This is a genomic window from Peribacillus sp. NPDC094092 (assembly GCF_050279365.1).
In the GTDB taxonomy this organism is placed as follows: Bacteria; Bacillota; Bacilli; order Bacillales; family DSM-1321; genus Peribacillus.
The window spans coordinates 1,469,835-1,494,742 of sequence record NZ_JBNNUC010000001.1 but is presented as its reverse complement, the minus strand read 5'-3'; the positions used below and the strand labels follow the sequence as shown (position 1 = coordinate 1,494,742).

The window sequence follows — 24,908 nt, the reverse complement described above, 5'->3', positions numbered from 1 at the left end:
TCAGCCTCTATTCCAAAATCTGCATGTGGAGTTATCCTGGGAAATCAGGTTTCGCCATTGTCGGTGTCCCGACTTGAGGAAATGGGGGAAATCATCGGATTATTACAAGGTTTTCGTAACTGTTTTAATAGGATGACGTGTAATTCTCAATCGGATTTGTTATAGTGGAAAAGGTGTATGAATACAATGATTACCGGGAGGGGAAATAAATGAGTAACGTATATGATGCAGCGTATGAAATGGAAAAGGCGATTAGGGCAAGTAATGAATATGCAGATTTACAACGCTTATATGATCTTGTCAATTCTGATGAAGCAACAAAAGGAATGTTTGAAAACTTCCGTAATCTGCAGATGACATTGCAGCAAAAGCAAATGATGGGACAGGAGATTGCACCGGAAGAAGTTGAGCAAGCACAAAAGACGGTACAGCTTGTCCAACAAAACCCAACCATTTCACAATTGATGGAAGCCGAACAACGGATGAGCATGGTCATTGCAGACCTCAATAAAATTATCATGAAGCCGCTTGAAGATTTATACGGCTTGCCTGATCAACAGCAATAAGCAGTTGGAGCCCCCCTTCTATATATGGTTGGGGGTTTTTTTGTTCCCTGAATGCACCAGGGCAAGGATCGTGAACCACTATTTGTTCTATTCCCGAAATTTTAGTCATAAATTTGAAAGAGGATATTACAGATGGGGGAGATCAGCATGGTATATCGACTACTTGCGGTCAATATCGACGGGACATTGCTCCAGTCGAATGGCCGTTTAAATAAATCGACTAAAGAAGCAATAGATTATGTTCACCAAAAAGGTGTCCATGTTGCACTTGTGACGTCAAGAAACTATCACTCAGCAAAAAAAGTGGCCAAAGCCCTAAAAATAAATCCGATGATCGTTGCTCAGCAAGGAGCCTTTGTCGGAGCTTCCATAGAAAAGCCGATAATGGTAAAAAGAATCTCGGAAGAACTGACTGTAGAGCTCGTGCAATTGTTAGAAAAGACCACATGCCAAATATTGCTCATTAATGAAAAATACTCGCTGGGCAATCGGGTGAACCTTCCGGAGAATTTGCTAGGTAAATCGGTTATGTATTTGAATGATCAAAATATTTATGCTCAAAATTATGTGGATGATATTAGTGAAGAGCTAATTGACCAGCCAATGGCCCCGACAAAGATGGACGTAATATTTTCAGAAAAAAGTGATCGAAATGAGATATTGAAATTGATAAAGAAAATGTTCCCTGAAGTGGATGCAATGTTACATCCGGGGCATAAAATGACAATCGTTCCGAAGGGGGTTTCTAAATGGAGTGGTGTATTGTATTTAGCCGACCATTTAGAGGTGAGAAGAACGGAAATCGTATCGATTGGTGATGGATTGGATGATATGGAGATGATTGCCGGTTCAGGTCTGGGAGTTGCCATGGGCAATGCGGATGAAGAAGTAAGGAAAGTGGCAAAATGGGTGACGCGCTCCAATGATCAAGACGGTGTTGCCTATATGTTGAGGGAATTTTTCCGGAAACAGCATCCAATCGAATTTTTACAAAAGATGAATATGCTTAAGTGAATGGCGGGGCTCCTTCATATAGAAGGAGTCCCCTTTCAGATAATGCCACTTGGCGAGACCTGTTTTATTTCTTAAATAATTACAAGCTTCTTTCCATAAACTAAAGGAAAATCAGTAATGGAAAGGAAGAATTCAATGGGTGTAATCAATGCAAAAGAAGTGCAAGTCGGTGATGAGGTGTTTGTGATTTATAATAATCCCCATGTTCCGACCGTTTCGAATATAAGGGCAGCGGAAATTGTTCCGCATCCCAAAAATCCCAATGCAGTTGCCTTATTCCTGAACGATACATTTCATACGATTGAGGATGATGATGCTTTGTTCACTTCGGAAGCCGCAGCGGAAAAGGCATACAGTGATTATATGAATAACCAGGACCAGATGACTTGAAAAGGCGATACTTCGCTTTATGGAAAGAGAATGAACAGATGAAAGCCCTCGCTTAAAAAGCGGGGGCGCTTTTGATAATATTTAGGCTTTGAATTCACGAGTAAATGCTCGAAACTCACGAGTAAAGCACGAAATTCACGAGTATTTGCTCCAAACTAACGTGTAAACGCACTCATACTTACATGGCAGAAGCCATTAGTGTTAAAACAGCATATTTGGCTGGAAAATTAAAAAACTGCCACTCATTTTTTCAGGAAAACAGAGTGACAGTTATTGCTTGATCAGTTATTGGATTGTATAAGGAGTTTCATTGCGTGAATTTGTCCAATATGATTGGCTTCGTGGAGCACTACAAAATTTATGAATTCCCCCACTGTTTCCATTCCGTTGAAAGGCTGTGCTGTTTTTTCTGTCAATCGTTCTTCCGGAATTTCAATAAGTCGATCAAGTTGCTCATGAAGCTGTTGCTTTAATAATTCAACGGTTGGTACGTCCCCGGTCCAGTCCGCTGGTTTTGAACCATATCCGAATAGTTGGCTGTAATTCGCAGGCAATTCACTGTCGGATTTCAATAAAAAGTTTTCGGCTGCAGTAAGAACATGCCCAAGGTGCCAATGGATTGTATTATTAAAACCTTCAGGCTGTACATCCATGAACTCTGGATTGATTCCCTCGATTTCTTTTAAAAGATTGCTGCGCATGACCGTTAGCTGATTTTTTATATAATTCATTTAACATTCCCCTTTCAATCTTGTTTACCTAATCGCTATCTCATGAAATTATAGCAAGGATAAATCAATATTATCAAATATTAGATAAGTATTTTCACAAAGGAAAGGATTATCAATTCTTAATTTCTTTTAAGGGTTGTAATTGTCAGTTAATAATCGGAATGAATGCAATTGAAGCGAGTAGCTCCGTTTGGATTGATTGAATGCCGGTATATGCCCGAGGGATACAGGATCCATGAACTCTTAGGCCAAAAACTTGAGGTTTTTTTGCTGTTAATTAATGGGCAAACATTGCTATTCCTCTTTTGTGTAGACTAGTATAATGAAATATATTGGATAAATAATCCATTAGGGTGTTAGGAGATGACATATGATGAAAAGGAAACAGCTGCTTGTTGCACTTGGCCTATTATCAATAACGTTAGCTTCAGGTTGTACAACAAAGCAAGAACATATTTCCGTCCAAACATATGAAGGTAAAAACTACAAATTCGAAGCATATAAAGAAAAGATAGAAATGGGGAAAACAGAAAAAACAAAAGAAATAGTAAAGAATGCTGATTGGGAAGATTTCGCATTGGAGAAGGATCATCCTAAGGCGGACTTCATCTTTTATTTTAATGATGAAAAAAGCGAACGTAAAATAGCTGTATATTATGTTTGGGTTAATACTGATGAAAATATTGTAGAATTGACGAAAGATGAACATAGCCAGTATGTACAGTTAAATAGAAAGGATTCTGAAACTATATTAAGATTTCTGCATTAATGAAAAGGGGGGAGAAAGGCAAGACCTGTATTTTCTAAAACCTCCAGACAAGCATTTTTTTATAATGGGGAATCAAGTGGGGAATTTGAAGCAGGGGTGGTGTAATAGACAAATATGAATATTTTCATGCTCAATATTAAGTGTTTTGATGAATTAAAATGAACCAGAAAAGTTTAACCAAGATTAGAAAAGCCCAAAGGAAAGTATCAGGGATAGAAAATATTTATTATTTTCGTTCGGTGGAATCAGTTAGACAGGTTTTGCTGCATGCAAGAAACGGCTTGAATGATGTTGAATATTTAAAAAGTGTAATGGATGGAATCGAGGCATTAAAAAAGAACTGAACCCCTAATCTCTTTGATAACACCTTGTTTAAAAAGGCGAAAGAAACCGGACTCCCGTACAAGTCCGGTTTCATCTGCTCAGGCTGAATCAGTCTTTTTCGTTGTCCTCAATAGCGGCATGGTGCAACAACGGAAAGAGCCACCGGACTTGATGATTTCGCTTATATCGACTTCAATGACTTCGTATCCGCGTTCACGGAGCTGACTATTGACCTGTTTATTGCATGGAAGACTGAATAATTTTTTATTTCCAATCGAAAGCACGTTGGTTCCTAATGTGAATTGTTCTTCTTTTGTCACTTCTATCAGGTCATAACGTGAAGATAATAAATCCATCTCTTTTTTTGTAAAGGACTCCGGAAAAAAAAGCGCCTCTTTCGGTGATATGATATTGAAGACACAATCTAAATGAAGGAATGTTTCTATGAAAGGAACCGCGATGACCTCGTATTCCGGCAATAGGGTTTGAAGGTGCTTGACGGATGTTTCATTCGTTCTTTCACTGATTCCAATATAGATGGTCTTTCCGTCAATAAGGACATCCCCGCCCTCAATATGATTTTTGAGGAGGTTGAAATATGAAATACCATTCGTTTCGAGCCAGGATTTCAATATTTGTTCTTCACCCTGCCTGATACCTGTTGCCAATTCAGCAACGTATACGATATTTCCAAGAGTAAAACCGATATCCCTCGTGAAAACTTGTTCTGGATATGTAAATTGTGGCGGAAGTTTTATGACTTCAATCCCTTCGTGCTCAAGAGACTTAGTAAATTGGGCGTGCTGCTTCAAGGCAAGTGCCTGATCGATATTTTCTTCTTGGAACTCTTTTTGAGTTTCGTTAATGATATCCCGGATTTCCATATAACGTGGTTCACAGACGATTACCCGTGATAGCTTTGAATATTCACTCGCGCAATAAGCTTCCAGTTCTTCGTTTATTTTGTTTACCATAAATGAGCTCCCTCTAAATATAATTGTATCTTTACTATTTCCTCTTTTTTATTGAAAGAAACATAAAAAATATATCATCGAACAGCACCTCTAATTTTGGATGGTTTAAAAATAACATTTCTAATTCCGTTCCTAATAAATGGTTCCGGTAAAACGGGTTAGATCCTTACAACTCAAAGAAGGTTCTGCTTAAAAAACACGTTCCAATTGTTTTCAGAAATCCGCTTTCTTTCCGAAATCGTCAAATTGGTTTTCTCTAGGTAAAGCAGGATTCAAAAAAATCGTAAACGGCACCTAGGGAAAAAGGATTATTTTTTTTCTGGTCGAATATATAATGGGCATGCTTTTTATAAAAGGGGGAGATTGTAATGATGGATACTCCATTGATCATGACTCAGATCATTGAGAGAGCTGAAAAATATTTTCCGAAAAAAGAGGTGGTTTCGCGTACGGATGGTGGAATTCACACATTTACATATGCTGAGATTGCTGAGCGAACAAGAAGGCTGACCAGCAATCTTGAAAAATTCGGTATTCAGACAGGTGACCGTATTGGAACACTTGCCTGGAACCATCATCGGCATTTAGAAGCATATTTTGCGATTCCTTGTCATGGTGCTGTTCTGCATACAATCAATATCCGTCTGTCTCCTCAACATGTTTCGTATATCGTCAATAGTGCGGAGGATCGATTATTATTGATAGACCCGGATGTCATCCCCCTTTTGGAAGCTATTAAAGATGAGTTAACGACAGTGGAAGGTTATATCATAATGACGGATAAAGATGAGCTGCCCGAAACGACCCTTTCACCTATTTATCATTATGAAAAATTATTAGCCGAAGGGAATCCGAAACAGCCATTCATTCAAACCTTGGATGAAAATGCCCCTGCAGGAATATGCTATACTTCCGCAACGACCGGTAATCCGAAAGGTGTGGTTTATTCACACCGCGGAATTTTGTTGCATGCGATTGCACTGGGGCTTGCCGATTCTACAGCATTGAGCGAACGTGATGTGGCGCTTCCTGTCGTGCCCATGTTTCATGTGAATGCCTGGGGCATGCCTTTTGCCAGTGTTTGGTTTGGAACGAAGATGGTTTTGCCGGGGCCTTATTTCACCCCAAAGATTTTGGCTGAGCTTATAGAAACGGAGAAGGTTACAATCGCAGCAGGGGTTCCGACGATATGGCTGGGCTTATTGAAGGAGCTGGAAGAAGGCAGTCATGATACGAGCAGCATTCGTGCTGTTTTATGCGGAGGGTCGGCTGCTCCGAAAAGCATGATTAAAACCTTTGAACAAAAGTATGGGATACCATTCCTGCATGCCTATGGAATGACTGAGACAAGCCCGCTCGTATTTGTATCCAAACCAAAAAGCTATCAGGAGGATCTCCCTGATGAAGAACTTTATGATTTGAAGTCCAAGCAGGGACTTGTTTCACCAATGATAGAAATCAAAGTGCTCGGTCAGGATGGCGAAGTGAAACCTGATGGAAAAGAAATGGGCGAATTGCTGATCAGGGGTCCTTGGATAGCGAATGAGTACTTTAAGGACGAGCGGTCAGAGGATACGTTTAAAGATGGCTGGCTGTATACGGGGGATGTCGTCACGATTGATGAAGAAGGATTCGTGAAAATCGTCGATAGGACCAAGGACTTGATAAAAAGCGGCGGTGAGTGGATTTCTTCCGTAGATATAGAGAATGCATTAATGGCCCATGAAGCAATCTTTGAGGCGGCGGTAATTGCAGTGCCTCACGAAAAATGGCAGGAACGGCCGATTGCCTGTGTTGTTTTGAAGGACGCATACAAGGATCAAGTGTCCCAGGAGGACATCATCGAATTTTTAAAGCCGCAATTTGCAAAATGGTGGCTGCCGGATGAAGTGGTCTTTTTAAGTGAAATCCCTAAAACGGGTGTAGGGAAGTTCTTGAAAAGGGCATTGCGTGATCAGCTTCAGGATAAATATATCAATAAATAATGCCATATTTGTTTAATTATAACTTTTCTACCTATTTTGTTAATGGAATAAAAATATATAATAGAGTAATAGAATGAAAGATGAAAGAGGAGGAAATAAATTGAGTATTGAATCGACATCACCTGCTGGCACTGTTTTAATCACATATTCGGACAGGACGGCTATTGTTGCAATGAACCGTCCAGAGGCCATGAATGCCTTAAATCCGAAAATGCTGCATGATTTCATTAATGCCCTTAAGGAAGTAAGTGAGAATGATGAAGTGGACGTCGTCATTATCAAAGGGAATGGGAATGCATTTTCCGCAGGTGGTGACATTAAGATGATGCTCGCGCCTGGAAAAGAAAACGCTTTCGATGAACTGATGGATGGAATCAGTGAATTGGTGACCACTCTATACTTCATGCCTAAATTGACCATCAGTGCCATTCATGGTGCAGCTGCAGGGCTTGGGTTGAGCATAGCGCTTGCAACCGATCACCTTATTGCCGATCCGGACAGTAAGATTGCGATGAATTTTATTGGGATTGGATTAATCCCTGATGGCGGCGGACACTTTTTCCTTGAACGCCGTCTTGGTGAAGTGGGAGCGAAAGAATTGATCTGGGAAGGTAAAGTGCTTACAGCGCTTGAAGCAAAAGAAAAGGGCCTCATTCATGAAGTGGCAGAAGGAACCTTGGAGCATGCGGTAGAGAAGAAAGTGCAATCATGGCTGCAAAGCCCGGTTCAGGCCATGATTAAAACGAAAAAGATCCTTAGTGAAAAAAATCGCCCATTATTAATTAAGATTCTTGAAATTGAAAAAGCCGCTCAGATGAAAATGCGCCAAACAGCGGACCACCAAGAGGGAATAAAAGCTTTCGTGGAAAAAAGAAAACCGAACTTCATCGGAAAATGAATGTGAAAGGCCGTCACGTAAAGGTGACGGCCTTTGTTTTAGAAAAAAAGGGGTTCGAAGTCCGAAATAGCGAGTTGAAGGTCGTAAAATTTTCATGAACGGTCGAATAAAGTACTCCGGTCTTTATGTTTTTTTACTGTCCTCATTGGCTTGAAGAAATTTGCGACACTCCTGCCGAATAACTGGCTAGACGAGACCAGGAGACATTTACTAAGAAGAGGCTAGACAATCGCCGGAAAGGGAGAGGATTTCTGAAATCAACGTTTTTTAAATATAAAGCTGCAGGCAAACCGAGTTTCATCGAGCTTATCTGCAAAAGGCCATCATGTTATTGTGACGGCCTTTTTTTGGATTAAATAGAAGATGTGTGAAACTTAATCATATTTTCAGTGATTGCGCTTTCATTTCCAATCAGCGATGAAAAAGCAATAAAGCGCCTGAAGGGGATGTACAGCGATGTGTTTGATCTTGATAGTTTTTTTCCTTTAATAGATTTTGCCCCAATTCTTTTGCTTGCTGATCATTCTCCGCTGTAAATGATTCATCCAATAGTTTTTCCCCTGACGGTTCAAAAACGGTTAATTTGTATATTTTGCTCATTTTCAAAAACTCCCTTGTCTATAATTATGCTGTCTTTTAGATAGGTACTGTTATAAAAATTTTATCATTATCTGTCAATTTTGACTATTGTTATGTAAGGGATATATTAAGACAGGACATATTGATAAGTAGCTGAATACCTTGAAAAATGATGGAAAATAAATAAATCGAACTAATTTTATGGTTTCTTCCCTTAAGATTGGTAACAATGAAAATAAAACCTATTTATACGAGAGGAATTCTCTCTTTAAAATGAAAAATCATAAATGATATAATAAACCTGAGTAAAAGGTAGGAAGTGTATGGATCGAAGGGGGATTTTTTGAATGACGGTAAAAATCGTTAATAATATCACTGAATTGATAGGAGATACACCTGTTGTAAGGATTAATCATTTAACAGCGGAGGGTGACGCTGAAGTATTTGTGAAACTTGAATATTTCAATCCGAGCCGCAGTGTAAAAGATCGGGCTGCCTTCAACTTAATTAGGCAGGCTGAATTGGATGGTATCATTCAATCCGGGGCCACGATCATAGAACCAACATCAGGGAATACAGGTATTGGGCTTGCTATGAATGCCGCGGCAAAGGGGTATCGGGCGATTATGGTCATGCCGGATAATATGTCGAAAGAAAGAATCAATATCTTAAAAGCGTACGGGGCGGAAGTTGTCCTCACCCCTGCATCAGAGCGGATGCCGGGAGCCATTCGTAAAGCTGAGGAACTTGCCGCAGAGATTCCTAATAGCTTTATTCCGCAGCAATTCGAAAACCAAGCAAACCCAGATATACACAGAGTGACTACAGCAGTCGAGATTCTGGATCAGATGGATGGGAACCTGGATGTGTTTGTCGCCACTGCTGGAACGGGAGGAACGATAACCGGTACAGGCGAAGCCTTAAAAGAACATCTGCCGGATTTAAGGGTTGTCGTTGTCGAGCCTAAGGGATCCCCGGTTCTTTCCGGCGGACAGCCTGGTCCCCATAAGTTGGTGGGTACGAGCCCTGGTTTTATCCCCAGCATCTTAAATACAGAAGTATTTGATGAAATCGTTCAAGCGGCAGATGAAGATGCGATATCCACCATGATGGATATGGCTTCGAAGGAAGGCATATTGATTGGACCTTCAGGAGGTGCCTCTGTCTGGACTGCCCTGCAGGAAGCCCGTCGTCTTGGAAGTGGAAAACGAGTATTATGCATTGCCCCGGATAATGGTGAACGATATTTAAGTATGGATATTTTTAAATGATGAAAAAGGCCGAATGCCGTGCATGAAACAATGTTCACGCCATTCGGTCTTTTTCCTGTTGAATTTGCCCATACTGGATAACCAGGTTATGCCTGATTAAAATAATTATTACGGGAAAGTATGTTCTGCCCGTGTTAATATTAAATATGAAAAGTTGTAAGAAATCGAGGTGATACTTTTGAGCGGTGTGAAATTCATTCATGCGGCGGATCTCCATTTGGATAGTCCCTTTTCAGGGTTGAAGGATATGCCGTCATCTATATTAAAGAAATTAAGGGACAGTCCGTTTAAAGCTTTTAAAACGATCATTAATGAAGCAATTTCCCGTCAGGTTGACTTTATCGTGTTATCGGGGGATCTATTTGATGGGGAAAATCGGAGTCTCCGGACGCAGGTCCGCTTTCGGACCGAAATGGAAAAACTCCAGCAGCATCAGATCCCTGCTTATATCATTCATGGTAACCATGATCATCTCGGCGGCTCATGGATTACTGTGGAGCTGCCTGATAATGTCCACGTATTTTCAGGGAAAACCGAAGTGAAACGGTTTGAAAAATTCGATGGGACGACTGTCCACCTTTATGGATTCAGTTATCCGCGCCGTCACGTAAGGGAGAGAATGGTTGAAACCTACATAAAAGCGGAAGGGGCCGATTATCATATAGGTCTGCTTCATGGGAATTTGGAAGGTAATTCCGAACATAGCCCATACGCACCTTTTTCATTGAAGGAACTAGCAGCTAAAGATTTCGATTACTGGGCATTAGGCCATATTCATAAGCATCAGGTCGTTTCAGAAGATCCGCTAGTGATATACCCAGGAAATATTCAAGGCAGGAACAGAAAGGAGTCTGGCATTAAAGGGTGCTTGCTTGTCGAATTCGACGGGGACATGAAGCGTCATTCTTTTATTGAAACCTCTGAGGTGATATGGGAAAGCGAAACCATTGAAATATACGCGGAAGATGGATTTGATGCCCTGTTCAAGCAATGCAAGGAAGTAATTGAACAGAAGGGCTTCGATGGGAGGAGCTTTCTTTTGGAATTGAAGCTGGATGCAGGTGACGCAGCAGGCGCTTCCGGGGAATTTCTTGAAGATTTGACCCGGATCTTACAGGAAGAGGACCAAGGGGAACCATTCATCTGGGTGTATAAAATTAAAGTCATCCAGTCCATCCCGACAAACAGGTCAAATGAGAGAATATCGCCCTTTATGGCTGAGGTATCGATGATTGCATCTGAATTTGATGATACGGATGCGGCTCTGGCCCCGCTTTATATTCATCCCGGTGCAAGAAGGTTTCTTGATTCAATAGAGCCGGAAGAGCAGAAGGAACTTTTGGATGAAGCGGAAAGATGGCTTTTGCACGTTTTTGAAGCGAATAAATGAATATAGGGAGGAGGAACGGATTTGATTATTAAAAACCTCCATGTTTATGGTTACGGCAAACTGGAAAATCAGCGTTTTCCTGAATTGGGACAGCTGCAGGTTTTCTTTGGGGAAAATGAATCGGGCAAGTCGACCATCATGTCCTTCATTCATAGTATGCTGTTTGGTTTTCCGACAAAGGTTCAAAACGAACCGCGTTATGAGCCCAAAATGCATGCCAAATATGGGGGAAGGCTCAGTCTCATAACAAAAAAAGATGGGGAAATCGTCATTGAACGTGTGAAGGGTAAGGCTACTGGTGATGTAAAATTGACCTTCGAGGATGGAAGGGTCGGCGGCGAGGAAGATTTGAATGAGATTCTCCATGGCATTGATAAAAACTATTACCAAGCCATTTTTTCTTTCGACCTTCAAGGTCTGCAAGGATTACATACACTAAGTGAAGGGACCATGAGTAAATATCTGCTTTCAGCTGGGCTGATTGGGAATGATAAACTTCTTGAAGCCGAGACGAAATTACAAAAAGAGCTCGATTTAAGGTTCAAGCCATCAGGCCAAAAACCTTTACTGAATGTGAGATTGAAAGAACTTAAGGAATTGCAGAAAAAGGTGAAAGCATCAGAAGAGGAACAGGAGTCATATACGGCATTACTTCATGAAAAGGCAAGACTTAAGGAGGAGCTCTCTAAAGTCACGATAGATATTCAAGAAATTGAAGAAACCCTTGTTAACGTGAGCACTTTTTTGCGAATTAAACCCTTGGTTGAAGAACAGCGGGAGCTTGAAACAGAAATAAGTGAAATTCCGGATGTAAGTTTTCCAGTTGATGGTTTAAAAAGGCTTGAACAGTTTCAGGCAGTTGGAATGCCCATGAAAGCCCAACTTGCGGCATTGACTGAGAAAATGGAAAAACTTAAGGTGAAACTCACGGAAATCGAAATCAATCCGTTCATCAAGGAGCATAAAGAGCAGATTGAACATGCTATCGATCAAGGAACATTGCTTGAGAAGCTCGAGCTTGATATAAGAAAAGCGGAACAAGAAAGGCTGTTGGAAGAAAAGAATATTGAAAAGGTGAAGCAGGAATTATTCTTGGATGTTTCTGATGATGTAATAAGAAAACTGGATATCAGTACATTCATGAAGGAAAAGGTGAAAAGGGCCGAGAGGGAAAAGCACCAGCTCCAAAATGATAAAAAACAGCTTGATGAGAAATATGGACTGCAAAAGGATAGTCTGGAAACTACAGAATCCCGCTTGAAGGAGATGGAGGCCCAGTTACTTCCAGATGATAAAAGGATCGAGCTGGAGTCCTTATATAACAAGCAGAATAACATCGAATTTGAAGCGGCACAATCCCTTATTCTTGATGAACAAATACTAGGGCTTGAAAAGCAATTGGCTTTACAGAGGAAGAAGGAAGCGCATAATCGCAAACGTTCACTTATCATGAATGGCAGTTTAATCGTACTTCTTTGTCTAGGTGCGATCGGAAGTTATTTCAGTGAACAGATTTTGTTGGGGATTATACTTCTAGCCATGGCTGTTCTGTTCGCGGTTTCCAGGCATCTCTTTAAAGGTGATGATATATTGTCCGGATATATCAGGCAATTGGATGAATTGAAAAGGAAAAGGGCTGCAATTGGCAGTGAAACCAATCGGGTGAGTGATGGAGAGTCGATGGGTCGGTTGCTTGAAATGGACCAACGTCTTCAAAGGCGGTTTGAAAGTGAAATGTTTAAATATGAAGAAAGGGAGGAAGCGTTTGAATCGACCATTCAGGAATATGCTACTTGGGAAGCTGGCAGGGATCGATTGGATAAGGAAGTGAGGAGCATCTTGAGCGGTTGGGGCTTGTCTTATCCCGGAATGGAAGTCAATCTTGAATCTGTATTTGAACTTCTTGAGAAATGGAAGGAAGCCGTTGATAGGAAATATGAAGCAATCAAGATGTACAATTTTCTGCATGCGGAATTTGAGGGTAAATCGAAGGCTTTATTTCATTTTGCACACATCCTTGATATTGAACCGTCCACATGGCGGGAAGCGATTGGCCTATTGAAACGGGAATTGAATAAAGCGGTGGAATTCTCCGTTCAACTAAAACAATGGATGCAGGAACGGAGCCATTTGACAAACGAAATCGAGCAGTTGGTGATGGAAAAGGACTATCTTGATGCAGAAATGGAAATGCTTTTTAAGTTAGCGAAGGTCAAGGACGAGGAAGCGTTCAGGCAAAACGCTGCATTGTCCGAAAAGAAAATGGCTTTACAAAAACAGCTTGATTTGATTACCATTCAAATTGGGCAATCCAGAATGCTGCCTGAACTAATCCAAACTTACCTAAAACAGGGGATCAACACGTATACATTTGAAAATTTAGAACGGAAACGTAAGGATTCTGTAAAGGTGAAATCACTTTTGTTAGAGAAACAGGCGGATGCGAAGCATAAGATAAAACAGCTTGAAGTTTCAGGGATTTATGATGACTTACTTCATCGTTTTTATGAAGAAAAAGCTGCTTTTAACGAAGAGGCGAAAGAATGGGCGAAATTGGCAATAGCAAAAAGCTTATTGAATAAAACCCTGGACCGATATAAAAGGGAACGCCTACCGAAGGTCATCGCTGATGCGGAGCGGCATTTTTCCTTTTTAACGAATGGAAGGTATCATAAAATCATCCTTGATCAGTCCGGGGAAGGCATTTGGGTACAGCGCAGTGATGGTTTGAGTTTTAGGGTTGAAGAGGTCAGCCGCGGGACAGCAGAGCAAATTTATGTTTCCCTAAGGCTCGCACTTGCTGATCATACTTTTGAAAATGATTCATTCCCACTTATCATTGATGATAGTTTCGTCAATTTTGATGCGGAAAGGACAAAACGGATGCTCGAGTTATTGGAAAAAGTTTCGGAAAAACGGCAGATTTTATTTTTTACTTGTCACCGATATATTATGGAGTACTTTAGCGAAAACCAAGTGATTCGTCTATCCAGCCCCGGATTGCGCCAAGATATGAATGATTTGATCATCCAGAAATATAATGGGTTATAAACTATAAATAAAGAGAGTGAAGTCATTGAAAATGAATGAGTTTGTAAGCCACCATGATTCTTCTTTGGAGCTGATAATCGAAAAGGAGTTTCCTGGTGAACGATGTGTTGGGGGAAAATATTCTGCCAAAGGACATAGCATCACTTTATATGAAAGAGATATCGAAATTCAGTGTGAACGCTCGCTAGGCTCGCTTGCAAGGCTTGAGGAATATTCATGGGTGATCCTCACACATGAGTTGGGCCACGCATTGGATCCCGATCTTGCTGTGCTTAGTGAGGAGCTATACAATACAGGGAAATCAGAAATCCTTTATCAAATAGAGGTCAATGCATGGAATATTGCAGAAGGATTAATTCCTTTCACCTTTCAGGATTTATTTACCTTCATTAGAGATGAATCCCTGGAACATTGTACAAATCGCCTGCTGGTCGGTTAAAAGGCTCTCCGTATGGAGGGCTTTTTTTACTTTCCGCTAAATGGAAATTTCGATAGATTTGGCGCCGAGGGGGAGAATGGACCATTGAATCGTTCGAAAGCTACAGGAATTGGTAAATGATATATGGCAATTTAATTTAATGTGCTACTTTAATTACATTAATGTTTCCAAATGAAACTTCATATCTTTAAAGGTGTATTCACTTTAATGAAACATTTAAGAGGAATGGGACATAGATTTTTTTGTTTATATTTTTTAAAAGATTGACAGTGAGAATCATTTTCATTAAACTAGTATTATTAGACTAAAAGGGGAGTATTTTAATGCGACCAGCTATTAATACACAGTCTTTATCGCTCGGTTATGGTGAAAAATTAATTATAAATGATATGAATATAGAAATACCCAAAGGGGAGATCACCGTATTCATCGGTGCTAATGGATGTGGAAAATCAACACTGCTAAGGTCGGTTGCCCGATTGTTAAAACCTCAATCCGGCTCCGTTTTGCTCGAAGGCAAAGCGATTTCGACCATGTCATCGAAGGATGTAGCAAGAAAGATGGCGATTCTTCCGCAATCCCCGGTTGCTCCTGAAGGACTTACAGTCTATCAACTTGTTAAACAAGGAAGGTATCCTTATCAAAGTTGGTTGAAACAGTGGAGTTCCGTGGATGAAGAAAAAGTTCAAAAGGCGATTGAAGCAACGAACCTGACCGCTTTAAAGGATCAGGCGGTCGATGAATTATCGGGAGGCCAGAAGCAAAGGGCATGGATAGCAATGACCCTGGCTCAGGATACGGACGTCATTTTGTTGGATGAACCGACTACATATCTTGATATGACCCATCAGATCGAGATTTTGGACTTATTGTTCGACTTGAATGAGTTTGAGAACCGAACGATCGTGATGGTGCTTCATGATTTGAATTTAGCTTGCCGTTATGCGGATAATCTGGTGGCACTTAAAGATGGGGCGATACATGCTCAAGGCAGGCCAGAGGATATCATCACGCCAGAATTGGTACGGCATGTATTCAGCATGGAATGTCAAATTTCCTTTGATCCGATTTTTGGCAGTCCTATGTGCGTCCCGTTTGGTAAAGGCCGCTACGCCCAAAGTCACGTAAAAGCGCTGGCCAATGCATAGCCTATCACCAGCTATTGAAAAAGAGCTGCAGGGATATCGCATTGCCTTTCGGGATGAAGCCAAAGTTTCGAAGACCTTCGATCACGCTGTTGAGCTTATTCAGTATGCACAATCACGGACTGGTGCTGAAACGTCAAGGATAGCCATTTCAATGTGGTTCAGACGCTATGCTTTTTTTGTTACGGCACAATTTTACATGTTCAGTAAACATCGGCTTATCTGGGAAGGCAAACTTCAGGAAATTGGCATTTTGGATGAACCAGGAGATGAACATTGGCTCCCGAATTTTTTGCTGAAAACTAACCGGTGGAGCAATGTCACGGAAAAGGAAAGCACATTTGCCCTCCATTCCATATTAAGCAGCTTTGGTGCTGAAGCCATTCGCTTCTTTTCCGGAACTGCAAAAATATCGAAACTGGTGCTCTGGGAAAATATTTGGAGTTATACGATATGGATGTATAGTGAGTTATTGAAGCAGGAAGATATAAAGAAGCGGGTTGAAAAGGACATTGAAATGCTGCTTGAAGATGACGTATGGCTTAATATTGAAACGCATTCGCCCTTTAAACGATTCATTGGGGAAAAAAGTGTCCCGGCGTCCATGAATCCTTATAAACGGGTGACATGCTGTTTATATTACCGAATTGAGGCGCAGGAAAAATGCGCGTATTGTCCGAACAGAAACTGTTGAAATAGATATTATAGGGGAGCCAGGCTTGGGGTCAAGCCTGGCTTTCTTGTGGAGTGATAAGTGACGTTCAGCTTGGGCCTTTTCTTGTCCATTGTCTATCACTTATTAACGAAAACTAAAAGCACTAACGAGATTGGTATGTTATAATGTTGATATTTAATTGAACGGAGGCAGTCGCATGGGAAATGGGATCATACACTACGGAATTGGTGAAGTAGTAGATATATATATGTATATTAAAACGAGTACAAAAGCGGTGGCAAGTAATGGAAAGCCGTTTCTAACATTGATTTTGTGTGATAAAACCGGGGAGATCGAAGCAAAGCTATGGGATGTTTCCGAGGCTGATGAGAAAACATACAGTGCGGAAGCAACGGTGAGAGTTCAAGGGGAAGTCCAGAATTATCGAGGGCGCAGCCAATTGAAAATCCGTAATATCAGAATCACTTCAGATACTGATGGGGTAACGAAAGCAGATTTAATTCAAACGGCCCCTATAAGTCAGGAAGAAATGATGGAAACCATCACTCAATTCATTTTTGAAATGAGGAATCCGAATATCCAAAGGGTGACTAGGCACCTCATAAAAAAATATCAGAATGAATTCCTGACGTTTCCTGCTGCAACCAAGAACCATCATGAGTATATGTCGGGTCTGGCTTATCACGTTGTATCGATGCTAGGGCTGGCTAAGGCCATTTCAACACTATATCCTTCCCTCAATAAGGATCTTTTGTATGCAGGAGTCATTCTCCATGACCTTGGAAAGGTACATGAGCTATCTGGGCCTGTTTCGACTGTTTATACAGTGGAAGGGAACTTGTTGGGGCATATCACCATCATGGTAAATGAAGTCGGCAAAGCTGCAGAGGAATTAGGCATTGAAGCGGAAGAAATCATGATCCTCAAGCACTTGATATTAAGCCACCATGGTAAAGCTGAGTGGGGCAGTCCAAAGCCGCCAATGGTTAAGGAAGCGGAAGTGCTGCATTATATTGATAATATGGATGCCAAGATAAATATGATGGACCGGGCATTGGAAAAAGTGAAACCGGGTGAATTTACGGAAAGAGTCTTCGCGCTCGATAATCGTTCATTCTATAAACCAACATTTTAATGAAATATGTTTCTTTCTCGATGGAGAAAGAAGCATATTTTTTTTGTTCGCGCATATTCTCTAGTAAATGAATAGTAGATTTTTTGGGAGGGAATGGACATGCCAATTTGGATCTGGTTCGTGTTTATTGGGATAATTGTCAGTGCAGTCATGTCAATTTGGACAGCTAGGCAGGAACGACTAATAGATGATGCTTGGATTGAGAAGGAAGGTCAGAAGTACATTGAACGCATGGAAGAAGAGCGCGAGAGGCGTAAAAAGGATATAAATCCGGGTGCATGACCCGAATGATGAAAAAAAGCGACAGGGATATCCTGTCGCTTTTTTCTATTCAATTATTTTTCAGCCTTGGTTGTGTCACCAGAAGTGATGGCATCTTTTAGATCTTTATCTTTAATCTTCACGTCCGCTTTTTTGACTTCTGAATTCAAAATATCCTGAACTTTAGTTTGGTCAATTTGAGCGACTTTCAAATCATATTCAAGATCTTTTTTCATATCTTTGTATGATTTCTTTTCTTTTGTATCAAGAAGCTGGATGATATGGTAGCCATAATCGGATTTAATCGGCTTGCTGATTTCATTTTTCTTCATTTTGTAAGCTTGTTCTTCAAATGCTGGAACCATTTCACCTTGTCCGAACCAGCCTAGCTCGCCGCCTTTTTCAGCTGTGCCTGTGTCTGTTGAATATTCTTTTGCAAGTTTAGCGAAATCTTCGCCTTTGTCCAATTTAGCTTTAACTTCGTTGGCTGTTTTTTGGTCTTCCACTAGAATATGTCTCGCTTTGATTTGTGGTTTATAGTCTTCATAAGCTTTTTTCACATCAGCTTCTTTAACTTTTATATCGGCGACTGCTGCTTTTTCTTGAAGCATGCCGATTTTAAGTGCACGTTTAAGGTCATCTTCGCTCTTATATCCGGAAGAGGCCAGGGCCGTTTCGAAATTTTCACCCATTTGCTCTTTAAGTTCGTCCGTTTTAGCTTTGACTTCTTTATCAGTTACTGTATATTTTTCTGAAAGAACTTTTTCATAAACAAGTTCCTGAAGAACGGTTTCACCATAACGGTCTTTCATTACATTGTAAAATTCTTCTTTAGTTATGTCCCCCGCTTTAGTTTCCACGACTGCTTCCTTGTCGCTGTTGCATGCTGTAAGTCCGATCAGCCCTGCAGTAACAGCAATCGATAATGCCCACTTCTTCATAAAAACAACTCCTAGTTTTAAGTTTCTGGTTTGCTATTTTTCGTATTTCCACAAAATTAACTATAACATATTCTGGTTACTTTACAAAAAATAATATATTGGTGCATGAATAAGATTTTTTTGAAAAATGGGTGTACGCCTACCCAGATAATAAACTATTACATATGATAAATCGAGGACAACAAAAGGGGGTAGGAAAATGAGTAATGGATTTAACGGAGGTTTCGCCTTGTTAGTGGTGTTATTCATATTATTAATAATTGTAGGATCAGCCTGTTTCTAATCGGCTGCAAAATTAATAATGGAAAGAGCCCACTCCTTTTGTCATGGAGTTGAATAGGATAGGGTAGCCGCTCAACAAAAAGACGAAGTGAATATCAAGCCAGGAAAGGAATGGATTCCTTTTGGCGGATTTAAGGGTGTGCATGAAATTACAATTACTTAAGAATGGAAAGGAGGAAGATCAATGTCTGGAGGAATAGGTGGAGGCTTTGCTCTAATTGTCGTTCTTTTCATCCTGTTAATCATCATTGGAGCTTCTTGGTGCTAAGCTCATAAACAAAAGGCGAAGCTGCTGCTTCGCCCTTTTTCTTTTTGTGGATAATGCCCCGGGTATCACCAATGTATGTAACAAATGATGGCCATCATTTGTTGCTCATCTCTACGTATACAAAATTTCAATATAGGAGGATAATAACATAATAGTAATTAATACATTAATGGTCCTGAATACTTTAGGTTGCCGGTCTTCAGCAATTTCCTTTTGAATGCATAAAGAGTTTGTCATTCTATTAATATTATAAAGGATCAAAATGGCAAAAATAATAAACCAGAACGAGATCAAAACCTAAAATCCCTCCTTGCAAAACATCATGTATAAATACGATACCAAATAATAATGAAAAAAGATACCTAAAAATCTTATTGGACATCTTTATGAATGAATAAGAAATCACTTTTGAATAAGTATATCGTATCCTTCGTGATGTTCCTCGATAAAAGAATGCCTTGGGGAACCAATCATGTTCTTTATATAAATAAAATCCGATACGCATAATCCGGTGTGCAGGGATAATAAAATAGTGAAATAATGAATGTAATGTGGAAAACTAAGCGCACAACCAATCAATATGACAGACATAATGAAGAAAGGCAGCATAAGGGTCAACAGATAAAGATGTTTTCGAATCGGAACATGTACATTGACTCTGCATGTAAGCACAAGGTTCCACTTCAAGGACCAAGAAGTTTTTACTTTTTTACATAATAATCGTAAAGGTAAATAGTGTAATAGTTTGTGAACAGGATATAATAAGAGCAGTAGGCTAAAAAATACCATTGTTTGATCACCATACAAAATAACATGAGTTAAAAAGACACTTAATAATGTATAGATCAGAACAAAAGACAACAATATAGTAAAAACTGCAAAAAAGATCAGACGGCAACTGCCATATTGTTTAGCCACGTCGATTGTTTTCCACGAATTCATTTCGAAATCAGCCCTCCAAAGCTGTTTTAATATACTTACATACATTACGATGAATGGGTGGAAAAAGCAATGAAATTCTTGGATTAACTTAAAGATAAAATCACTATGGTGTGTAGGCGAGCTAAAGGCTTTTAAGGCCGGGTTTTTAACCAGGGCTCTGACTGGTTGCTGAGCGTGAAAGATCAAAAATTGGTTATATGCCTTTAATGATAAATTGAATGATCGATTGGGGATAAGTGATGTATGAAAAATATAAATGAAGAAATAGAAATACTCCGTTTTCATCAACGGCTTTTATTAAACCTGATACATAATCCTGAGGCCAAGTTGGACTACCTATTTGTGGAAAAAAATTTCACGAAGAAGGAAGCGGAGGAATTATTGGATACATGTGATAACTTGAGCAAACGTTATGAAATAGAAAAAGCGGAAGGGTATATGAACTTTCGACCGCTTTTTAATCAATTTGAAAGGATTGTTAATCCAAAAATAACCATAAAGGAATGCATTGATGCATGCCTCTCACAAGGTTTATATGTATCATTCATGAAGGAAATGGATAGAGTATGAGATTAAACTGGCTCAGTTTCTTTCTCTATCTTTTTTTTTGTGATTTTACCCTCCACGTCAGTAAACTCCTGATCAATGTTCTCGAACGATCGTTCAAAGATTTGCATGAAATCTTCACCGTAAATATTACGGATGATGGCCATCATTTCAATCATATCCGGAAACTTGCCATAAAGCTCACGTAGAGGAAGTGCACCTGAGAAAGCAGAGTTCTTGCCTGGGTCGTATGTCTCCATTAAATCAAGAAGAATTTTTTCACCTTCCGCCGTGATCTCTATATACGTATTCCTTTTGTCATTTTCTTTTTTGGAAAATGTTAAGTATCCGCGTTCCTCTAATTTTTTTGAAAAGTTAAATGCCGTAGAAACATGCATGACCCCAAATTTTGCAACATCAGAAATGGAAGAGCCATTAAGATGGTAGGCAATCCAAAGAATATGATGCTCATTGATATTTAAATCATAGGGCTTGATCCATTGCTGCCAATCTTTTTCAATCGATTTCCATAATGCTTTGCTTAATTGTGCAATTCGTTGACTAAAAATCATTGCTTCTTTCATAGAATAATTTTTATTCTGCATATTATCGGCTCACCTACTTATAAGATTCTATATATTTATTATGACAATAAAATAAAAATTAATAAAGAAAAATATTTGCAAAATTTTTAGAAAATTTTAGTTTTTTAATGAATTCTCCATTCTTCTCCAATAAACCATGTAATTTATTGGGAAAAATGGAGAATCGAGTTTGGGTGACGATTATCGGCTATTAATTTTTAGAAGAAGGGGTGGCCGCTTCCAATTCTTTTAAAGAATTTTCAATTTCTTGAACGTTCTTCAATAATTCATTTTTATTGGGTTCGATTTCCCGCTTCCAGTTCTCGATGACGACCTGAACATCCGAAATGAACGTTTTTACCGTTTCTTTGCTTATTTGTGAAGCTTCCATCGTGTCATCTTTAATATTTAGCATTTTTAGCTTTAACTCTTCAATTGTATTCTTAATTTCTTCGGTATTCGTTTTGATGCGGGTCCTTAGGTCTTTACCTGAACTTGGTGTTGAAAGTAAGGTTGCCGCACCAGCTACTACTGTTCCGGTCAAAAAGCCAATTAGTAATGATTTTGCTTTCATTAGGATCACCTCATTTTATAGTATGTTTTCGCTTTCCATGGTCTGAATCCCTGCTGAAAAAAGCACCAAATGGAAATTATGATAAATAGGGAGAGAAATACTATTGATATCAAAATACCATAATTTTCATCCTTATGGAAGAGTATCGACCATTTTATCTTTATATCACAAAAATATTTTTTTAAACTTAGAGAGTGAAAATATAATATTTAAAAATAACTTGAAGCTTTATTAATAATGCTTCATATAAAGGGAAGAGCAGCATATAGATAATAAAAACAAGCTGTCGGAACATGGATGGCACTGGTGGTTAAAGAATGAAAATCATTTTTTTATTAGGTCTGGCATGCGTGTGCGGAATGGGGTATTTTCTAAGGCAAGCTAAAACTCCTGGCATCTATCCGCCTAAGAGGGTGCTCCAGGCTAGAGCCTTCGCTATGGGCCTCCCCGGGGTTTTACTGCTATTCATTTGGTTTATGTGGATATTGATTCGATGATCGACGAAGGATGGCTCTGACTAGATTTCCAGATTCATAAGATTGGAAAAAAAGCACCGGATATTCCGGTGCTTTTTTAGGTATGATGATCCTGCTGCTTAAGCATTAATAGGTATATTTGATTTTCTTACGATGCCGTTCACAATTGGATAAATGATGACCATCGCAACTGTATTTAACAGTACGGCAGGAAGTACAACAGCGCCGAAAAGTGCAACGAAAGGCCCTGGAAGGGAAACGATATAATAAGCCGAACCAAGGAAGACAGCGCCGGAAATCATCGTTCCTACGGCAGTCAAGATACTAACGGTGACAACGGATGTTGAAAACTTCTTAAGACTGATGAATAAAAGGTAAAACAGAAAGGCTGTTGCCAATTTGTCTATGATATTTGGAATCTGTCCACCAGGAAATGTAGTTGTCATGGCAGAGATGGCTCCAGCAGCCAGGGCGACAATGAAAACATTCTTCTTAGCGGGAAACAGGGTAATCGCCAAAAACATCATCAACAGCATCATATCCGGTTTCATTCCAAGGAAGAATCCAGGTACGATAAAATGCAGGGCAGCCCCAATCCCGATTAATAGGGACAGTGACACAAGGGTTTTCGTTTTCATTTACTCATCTCTCCTATTCTCATCTCAACTAATATCTCATCTTCAACAATGCACTATTGCCTGTTGCAAGAAGTTTAAAATAGTATATCATAAGACCTATTTTTTTAGAAGTTATATTTGTTTGAATTAAAGGATTTGAGCTTCCTTCGCTTTAAACGATTCCTGGAATTTCTTCATGAAATCCGCAAGGTCCTGGCAATGGGATAGAGGGACAGCATTATAGATGGATGCCCTGCAGCCACCGATCGAACGGTGACCGTTCAGTCCTACGAATCCGGCTTGCTTTGCCTCTTTAAGGAATTGTACTTCAGCTTCTTCGGATGGAAGCGTGAACGTCACATTCATTAATGAACGGCTGTCAGGCAGGGCATGGCCTTTATAAAAACCATCGCTGCCGTCGATGGCATCATAAATGACTTTTGCTTTTTCTTCATTGGCTTCAGCGATCTTTTCCACGCCGCCCCGATCTTTTGCCCAATCCAACACAAGGGACAATAAGTAAATGGCCAATGTCGGAGGCGTATTGTATAAAGAGTTATTTTTCGAATAGATAGAATAGTTCATCATGGATGGGATTTTGTCATTATCCGTAATTAAATCTTTACGGATGATAACGACCGTGATTCCAGATGGGCCCAGATTCTTTTGTGCACCTGCATAGATGATGCCGAATTTACTAACATCGATTTTTTTGCTGAGAATATCACTTGACATATCAGCTACTAAAGGAATGCCACCTGTTTCCGGGAAGTCCTTCCATTGCGTTCCGTAAATCGTATTATTGCTTGTGATATGAAGATATGCAGCATCTTCATTCAATTGGATTTCTTCGACTTTAGGGATGAACGTATATTTTTCATCTTTGGATGAAGCGACAACAGCCGTTTCACCAACCTTTTTGGCTTCTTTTAATGCCTTTTCCGACCAAGAACCAGTTAGGACATAATCTGCCCTTTTTCCATCATTCAAAATGTTCATGGGAATCATGGAAAATTGTAGGCTTGCTCCTCCTTGAAGCAGGAGAACTTCATAATTTTCAGGGATTTCCAAGAGGTCTTTTAATGATTGAATGGCATGGTTATGAATTTTTTCGAATTCCGAACTTCTATGGCTTAATTCCATGACCGACATACCGGAATCTTCAATATTCAACCATTCTTTTTGGGCTCTTTGTAAAACTTCTAAGGGAAGGGCGGCTGGCCCAGCGTTAAAATTGCGTGCACGTTTCAATTTTTTTCCTCCTATGCGACTATGTGATAAAGTATTTGAGACTATTCATATATCCTACCAGAAAACTAAAATCAATAGGAGGAAAATTTAGAATTTTAGGTGACATTTCGTGATCTAATGCAAAAAGGTCCTCCACTTTGAGTGAGGACCAAATCGGGATCATTGTTTTTTCATGCAACCAGCGTTAGCTAACGTTCACTTGCCATCAAGTTCTCATTTTAAATGCTGAGCAATGGAGTCGGCGATTTGTTTCAGGTCATCTGGTGTATAGTCGCTCGTATTCGTTTTCCAAACAGCCCCAAAGCCGTCTCCTTCACCATGCCGAGGAATTAAATGCATATGAAAATGGAAAACGGACTGTCCTGCGGCTTCACCGTTATTATTTAAAAGGTTCAGGCCTACAGGTTGGAATTCCTGCTTCATGGCTCGGGCAATTTCCGGCACCACTTCAAAAAGGTTCTTGGCAATCTCAGGTGTCAACTCATAAAGATTTTCCTTATGTACTTTAGGTATGACCAGTGTATGGCCCTTTGTTACTTGACTGATATCGAGAAAAGCCAATACATGTTCATTTTCGAAAACTTTGGAACTTGGGATTTCCCCATTGATTATTTTGCAAAAAATGCAATCACTCATTAAAAACGCCCCTTTAGAAATTAATGTATTTGGTTAATCGTACCATAGCTTGAATCCTTGAGAAAAGGAAAAATCATAAAAACAGGATGCAACATAAGTTGCACCCTGCCTGTTTGAAAAAGGGGGTTTTGCTTCAAAATTCGCATTAGCATAAATTCTCTGCGACAAACACCTCATCTACAATTTAGTAAAA

At 39.8% G+C, this 24,908-nt stretch carries 29 protein-coding genes; 18 read left to right on the top strand and 11 right to left on the bottom strand.

Annotation, left to right across the window (positions count from 1 at the left end):
- Positions 1 to 209 precede the first annotated feature (209 nt).
- The 3 genes from ACQKNS_RS07190 (at position 210) to ACQKNS_RS07180 (ending at position 1,970) form a co-directional block, all read left to right on the top strand.
- Positions 210 to 566 carry a YlbF family regulator gene (locus ACQKNS_RS07190; protein ID WP_241590688.1) on the top strand — a complete coding sequence of 119 codons (357 nt, stop codon included), beginning with the start codon at positions 210 to 212 and terminating at the stop codon, positions 564 to 566.
- 147 nt (positions 567 to 713) lie between these two features.
- Positions 714 to 1,580 carry a Cof-type HAD-IIB family hydrolase gene (locus tag ACQKNS_RS07185; RefSeq protein WP_427641800.1) on the top strand — a complete coding sequence of 289 codons (867 nt, stop codon included), beginning with the start codon at positions 714 to 716 and terminating at the stop codon, positions 1,578 to 1,580.
- A gap of 117 nt (positions 1,581 to 1,697) precedes the next feature.
- The gene (locus ACQKNS_RS07180) at positions 1,698 to 1,970 is read left to right on the top strand and encodes a transcriptional regulator SplA domain-containing protein (RefSeq protein WP_427641799.1); all 273 of its coding nucleotides are present in this window, start codon (positions 1,698 to 1,700) and stop codon (positions 1,968 to 1,970) included.
- A gap of 281 nt (positions 1,971 to 2,251) precedes the next feature.
- Here ACQKNS_RS07180 and ACQKNS_RS07175 read toward each other — a convergent pair whose 3' ends face one another.
- Positions 2,252 to 2,701 carry a DinB family protein gene (locus ACQKNS_RS07175; protein WP_427641798.1) on the bottom strand — a complete coding sequence of 150 codons (450 nt, stop codon included), beginning with the start codon at positions 2,699 to 2,701 and terminating at the stop codon, positions 2,252 to 2,254.
- Between the two features lie 370 nt (positions 2,702 to 3,071).
- On the opposite strand from ACQKNS_RS07175, the gene ACQKNS_RS07170 reads away from it, so the two are divergent.
- Positions 3,072 to 3,470, top strand: coding sequence for a hypothetical protein (locus ACQKNS_RS07170; protein ID WP_427641797.1), 399 nt, complete (start codon positions 3,072 to 3,074; stop codon positions 3,468 to 3,470).
- A gap of 158 nt (positions 3,471 to 3,628) precedes the next feature.
- Positions 3,629 to 3,814 carry a hypothetical protein gene (locus ACQKNS_RS07165; protein WP_427641796.1) on the top strand — a complete coding sequence of 62 codons (186 nt, stop codon included), beginning with the start codon at positions 3,629 to 3,631 and terminating at the stop codon, positions 3,812 to 3,814.
- 78 nt (positions 3,815 to 3,892) lie between these two features.
- Here ACQKNS_RS07165 and ACQKNS_RS07160 read toward each other — a convergent pair whose 3' ends face one another.
- Complete coding sequence (locus ACQKNS_RS07160; protein WP_427641795.1) at positions 3,893 to 4,768, bottom strand: dimethylarginine dimethylaminohydrolase family protein; 876 nt, start codon at positions 4,766 to 4,768, stop codon at positions 3,893 to 3,895.
- A gap of 368 nt (positions 4,769 to 5,136) precedes the next feature.
- On the opposite strand from ACQKNS_RS07160, the gene ACQKNS_RS07155 reads away from it, so the two are divergent.
- Complete coding sequence (locus ACQKNS_RS07155; protein ID WP_427641794.1) at positions 5,137 to 6,753, top strand: long-chain fatty acid--CoA ligase; 1,617 nt, start codon at positions 5,137 to 5,139, stop codon at positions 6,751 to 6,753.
- A gap of 106 nt (positions 6,754 to 6,859) precedes the next feature.
- Entirely contained in the window at positions 6,860 to 7,651 is a 792-nt protein-coding gene (locus ACQKNS_RS07150) for an enoyl-CoA hydratase (protein WP_427642165.1), read from the top strand.
- A 411-nt stretch (positions 7,652 to 8,062) separates the two neighbouring features.
- Here ACQKNS_RS07150 and ACQKNS_RS07145 read toward each other — a convergent pair whose 3' ends face one another.
- Positions 8,063 to 8,251 (bottom strand): YhzD family protein, encoded by a 189-nt coding sequence (locus tag ACQKNS_RS07145; protein WP_427641793.1) that lies wholly within the window; start codon positions 8,249 to 8,251, stop codon positions 8,063 to 8,065.
- A gap of 326 nt (positions 8,252 to 8,577) precedes the next feature.
- Between ACQKNS_RS07145 and cysK the strand changes: the two genes are divergently transcribed.
- The 8 genes from cysK (at position 8,578) to ACQKNS_RS07105 (ending at position 17,619) form a co-directional block, all read left to right on the top strand.
- Positions 8,578 to 9,501: a cysteine synthase A gene (cysK, locus tag ACQKNS_RS07140; RefSeq protein WP_427641792.1), complete on the top strand. Its 924-nt coding sequence runs from the start codon at positions 8,578 to 8,580 to the stop codon at positions 9,499 to 9,501.
- A 187-nt stretch (positions 9,502 to 9,688) separates the two neighbouring features.
- Positions 9,689 to 10,891, top strand: coding sequence for a metallophosphoesterase family protein (locus ACQKNS_RS07135; protein ID WP_427642163.1), 1,203 nt, complete (start codon positions 9,689 to 9,691; stop codon positions 10,889 to 10,891).
- Between the two features lie 21 nt (positions 10,892 to 10,912).
- Positions 10,913 to 13,942 carry an AAA family ATPase gene (locus ACQKNS_RS07130; RefSeq protein WP_427641791.1) on the top strand — a complete coding sequence of 1,010 codons (3,030 nt, stop codon included), beginning with the start codon at positions 10,913 to 10,915 and terminating at the stop codon, positions 13,940 to 13,942.
- A gap of 31 nt (positions 13,943 to 13,973) precedes the next feature.
- Complete coding sequence (locus tag ACQKNS_RS07125) at positions 13,974 to 14,381, top strand: hypothetical protein (protein WP_427641790.1); 408 nt, start codon at positions 13,974 to 13,976, stop codon at positions 14,379 to 14,381.
- Positions 14,382 to 14,704: 323 nt separating this feature from the next.
- Positions 14,705 to 15,529, top strand: coding sequence for an ABC transporter ATP-binding protein (locus tag ACQKNS_RS07120; protein WP_427641789.1), 825 nt, complete (start codon positions 14,705 to 14,707; stop codon positions 15,527 to 15,529).
- On the top strand, positions 15,522 to 16,220 hold the full coding sequence (locus ACQKNS_RS07115; RefSeq protein WP_427641788.1) for a (2Fe-2S)-binding protein: 699 nt from the start codon (positions 15,522 to 15,524) through the stop codon (positions 16,218 to 16,220). Before ACQKNS_RS07120 ends, ACQKNS_RS07115 begins: the two co-directional genes overlap by 8 nt.
- Positions 16,221 to 16,398: 178 nt before the next feature.
- On the top strand, positions 16,399 to 17,337 hold the full coding sequence (gene yhaM, locus ACQKNS_RS07110; RefSeq protein ID WP_427641787.1) for a 3'-5' exoribonuclease YhaM: 939 nt from the start codon (positions 16,399 to 16,401) through the stop codon (positions 17,335 to 17,337).
- A gap of 99 nt (positions 17,338 to 17,436) precedes the next feature.
- Positions 17,437 to 17,619 (top strand): sporulation YhaL family protein, encoded by a 183-nt coding sequence (locus ACQKNS_RS07105; protein ID WP_427641786.1) that lies wholly within the window; start codon positions 17,437 to 17,439, stop codon positions 17,617 to 17,619.
- Between the two features lie 53 nt (positions 17,620 to 17,672).
- On the opposite strand, the gene ACQKNS_RS07100 is transcribed toward ACQKNS_RS07105, so the two are convergent.
- Positions 17,673 to 18,539, bottom strand: a complete 867-nt coding sequence (locus ACQKNS_RS07100) for a peptidylprolyl isomerase (protein WP_427641785.1) — start codon at positions 18,537 to 18,539, stop codon at positions 17,673 to 17,675.
- A gap of 199 nt (positions 18,540 to 18,738) precedes the next feature.
- On the opposite strand from ACQKNS_RS07100, the gene ACQKNS_RS07095 reads away from it, so the two are divergent.
- Both ACQKNS_RS07095 and ACQKNS_RS07090 read left to right on the top strand, forming a co-directional pair.
- Positions 18,739 to 18,822 carry a YjcZ family sporulation protein gene (locus ACQKNS_RS07095; RefSeq protein WP_076367290.1) on the top strand — a complete coding sequence of 28 codons (84 nt, stop codon included), beginning with the start codon at positions 18,739 to 18,741 and terminating at the stop codon, positions 18,820 to 18,822.
- A gap of 183 nt (positions 18,823 to 19,005) precedes the next feature.
- Positions 19,006 to 19,089 (top strand): YjcZ family sporulation protein, encoded by an 84-nt coding sequence (locus ACQKNS_RS07090; RefSeq protein ID WP_076367288.1) that lies wholly within the window; start codon positions 19,006 to 19,008, stop codon positions 19,087 to 19,089.
- A 111-nt stretch (positions 19,090 to 19,200) separates the two neighbouring features.
- Here ACQKNS_RS07090 and ACQKNS_RS07085 read toward each other — a convergent pair whose 3' ends face one another.
- Together ACQKNS_RS07085 and ACQKNS_RS07080 are read right to left on the bottom strand one after the other, a co-directional pair.
- Positions 19,201 to 19,383 (bottom strand): hypothetical protein, encoded by a 183-nt coding sequence (locus tag ACQKNS_RS07085; protein WP_034314696.1) that lies wholly within the window; start codon positions 19,381 to 19,383, stop codon positions 19,201 to 19,203.
- 108 nt (positions 19,384 to 19,491) lie between these two features.
- Positions 19,492 to 19,878 (bottom strand): DUF3267 domain-containing protein, encoded by a 387-nt coding sequence (locus tag ACQKNS_RS07080; RefSeq protein ID WP_427642161.1) that lies wholly within the window; start codon positions 19,876 to 19,878, stop codon positions 19,492 to 19,494.
- A gap of 396 nt (positions 19,879 to 20,274) precedes the next feature.
- Between ACQKNS_RS07080 and ACQKNS_RS07075 the strand changes: the two genes are divergently transcribed.
- Complete coding sequence (locus ACQKNS_RS07075) at positions 20,275 to 20,601, top strand: DUF1878 family protein (protein WP_427641784.1); 327 nt, start codon at positions 20,275 to 20,277, stop codon at positions 20,599 to 20,601.
- A 2-nt stretch (positions 20,602 to 20,603) separates the two neighbouring features.
- Here ACQKNS_RS07075 and ACQKNS_RS07070 read toward each other — a convergent pair whose 3' ends face one another.
- From ACQKNS_RS07070 to ACQKNS_RS07050, 5 genes are all read right to left on the bottom strand, one after another.
- Complete coding sequence (locus tag ACQKNS_RS07070; RefSeq protein ID WP_427641783.1) at positions 20,604 to 21,182, bottom strand: HTH-type transcriptional regulator Hpr; 579 nt, start codon at positions 21,180 to 21,182, stop codon at positions 20,604 to 20,606.
- 190 nt (positions 21,183 to 21,372) lie between these two features.
- Complete coding sequence (locus ACQKNS_RS07065; RefSeq protein WP_427641782.1) at positions 21,373 to 21,735, bottom strand: YtxH domain-containing protein; 363 nt, start codon at positions 21,733 to 21,735, stop codon at positions 21,373 to 21,375.
- A 595-nt stretch (positions 21,736 to 22,330) separates the two neighbouring features.
- Entirely contained in the window at positions 22,331 to 22,849 is a 519-nt protein-coding gene (locus ACQKNS_RS07060; RefSeq protein WP_076367276.1) for a tryptophan transporter, read from the bottom strand.
- 126 nt (positions 22,850 to 22,975) lie between these two features.
- Positions 22,976 to 24,079 carry a 3-phosphoserine/phosphohydroxythreonine transaminase gene (gene serC, locus ACQKNS_RS07055; RefSeq protein WP_427641781.1) on the bottom strand — a complete coding sequence of 368 codons (1,104 nt, stop codon included), beginning with the start codon at positions 24,077 to 24,079 and terminating at the stop codon, positions 22,976 to 22,978.
- A 213-nt stretch (positions 24,080 to 24,292) separates the two neighbouring features.
- On the bottom strand, positions 24,293 to 24,715 hold the full coding sequence (locus ACQKNS_RS07050) for an HIT family protein (protein WP_076367272.1): 423 nt from the start codon (positions 24,713 to 24,715) through the stop codon (positions 24,293 to 24,295).
- Positions 24,716 to 24,908: the final 193 nt, after the last annotated feature.

What these genes read in the sequence shown, in the direction of transcription:
- ACQKNS_RS07190 (WP_241590688.1), top strand. Translation starts at nt 210, where the DNA reads ATGAGTAACGTATATGATGCAGCGTATGAAATGGAAAAGGCGATTAGG.
- ACQKNS_RS07185 (WP_427641800.1), top strand. Translation starts at nt 714, where the DNA reads ATGGTATATCGACTACTTGCGGTCAATATCGACGGGACATTGCTCCAG.
- ACQKNS_RS07180 (WP_427641799.1), top strand. Translation starts at nt 1,698, where the DNA reads ATGGAAAGGAAGAATTCAATGGGTGTAATCAATGCAAAAGAAGTGCAA.
- ACQKNS_RS07175 (WP_427641798.1), bottom strand. Translation starts at nt 2,701, where the DNA reads ATGAATTATATAAAAAATCAGCTAACGGTCATGCGCAGCAATCTTTTA.
- ACQKNS_RS07170 (WP_427641797.1), top strand. Translation starts at nt 3,072, where the DNA reads ATGATGAAAAGGAAACAGCTGCTTGTTGCACTTGGCCTATTATCAATA.
- ACQKNS_RS07165 (WP_427641796.1), top strand. Translation starts at nt 3,629, where the DNA reads ATGAACCAGAAAAGTTTAACCAAGATTAGAAAAGCCCAAAGGAAAGTA.
- ACQKNS_RS07160 (WP_427641795.1), bottom strand. Translation starts at nt 4,768, where the DNA reads ATGGTAAACAAAATAAACGAAGAACTGGAAGCTTATTGCGCGAGTGAA.
- ACQKNS_RS07155 (WP_427641794.1), top strand. Translation starts at nt 5,137, where the DNA reads ATGATGGATACTCCATTGATCATGACTCAGATCATTGAGAGAGCTGAA.
- ACQKNS_RS07145 (WP_427641793.1), bottom strand. Translation starts at nt 8,251, where the DNA reads ATGAGCAAAATATACAAATTAACCGTTTTTGAACCGTCAGGGGAAAAA.
- cysK (WP_427641792.1), top strand. Translation starts at nt 8,578, where the DNA reads ATGACGGTAAAAATCGTTAATAATATCACTGAATTGATAGGAGATACA.
- ACQKNS_RS07125 (WP_427641790.1), top strand. Translation starts at nt 13,974, where the DNA reads ATGAATGAGTTTGTAAGCCACCATGATTCTTCTTTGGAGCTGATAATC.
- ACQKNS_RS07120 (WP_427641789.1), top strand. Translation starts at nt 14,705, where the DNA reads ATGCGACCAGCTATTAATACACAGTCTTTATCGCTCGGTTATGGTGAA.
- ACQKNS_RS07115 (WP_427641788.1), top strand. Translation starts at nt 15,522, where the DNA reads ATGCATAGCCTATCACCAGCTATTGAAAAAGAGCTGCAGGGATATCGC.
- yhaM (WP_427641787.1), top strand. Translation starts at nt 16,399, where the DNA reads ATGGGAAATGGGATCATACACTACGGAATTGGTGAAGTAGTAGATATA.
- ACQKNS_RS07105 (WP_427641786.1), top strand. Translation starts at nt 17,437, where the DNA reads ATGCCAATTTGGATCTGGTTCGTGTTTATTGGGATAATTGTCAGTGCA.
- ACQKNS_RS07100 (WP_427641785.1), bottom strand. Translation starts at nt 18,539, where the DNA reads ATGAAGAAGTGGGCATTATCGATTGCTGTTACTGCAGGGCTGATCGGA.
- ACQKNS_RS07095 (WP_076367290.1), top strand. Translation starts at nt 18,739, where the DNA reads ATGAGTAATGGATTTAACGGAGGTTTCGCCTTGTTAGTGGTGTTATTC.
- ACQKNS_RS07090 (WP_076367288.1), top strand. Translation starts at nt 19,006, where the DNA reads ATGTCTGGAGGAATAGGTGGAGGCTTTGCTCTAATTGTCGTTCTTTTC.
- ACQKNS_RS07080 (WP_427642161.1), bottom strand. Translation starts at nt 19,878, where the DNA reads ATGGTATTTTTTAGCCTACTGCTCTTATTATATCCTGTTCACAAACTA.
- ACQKNS_RS07075 (WP_427641784.1), top strand. Translation starts at nt 20,275, where the DNA reads ATGAAAAATATAAATGAAGAAATAGAAATACTCCGTTTTCATCAACGG.
- ACQKNS_RS07070 (WP_427641783.1), bottom strand. Translation starts at nt 21,182, where the DNA reads ATGCAGAATAAAAATTATTCTATGAAAGAAGCAATGATTTTTAGTCAA.
- ACQKNS_RS07065 (WP_427641782.1), bottom strand. Translation starts at nt 21,735, where the DNA reads ATGAAAGCAAAATCATTACTAATTGGCTTTTTGACCGGAACAGTAGTA.
- ACQKNS_RS07060 (WP_076367276.1), bottom strand. Translation starts at nt 22,849, where the DNA reads ATGAAAACGAAAACCCTTGTGTCACTGTCCCTATTAATCGGGATTGGG.
- ACQKNS_RS07050 (WP_076367272.1), bottom strand. Translation starts at nt 24,715, where the DNA reads ATGAGTGATTGCATTTTTTGCAAAATAATCAATGGGGAAATCCCAAGT.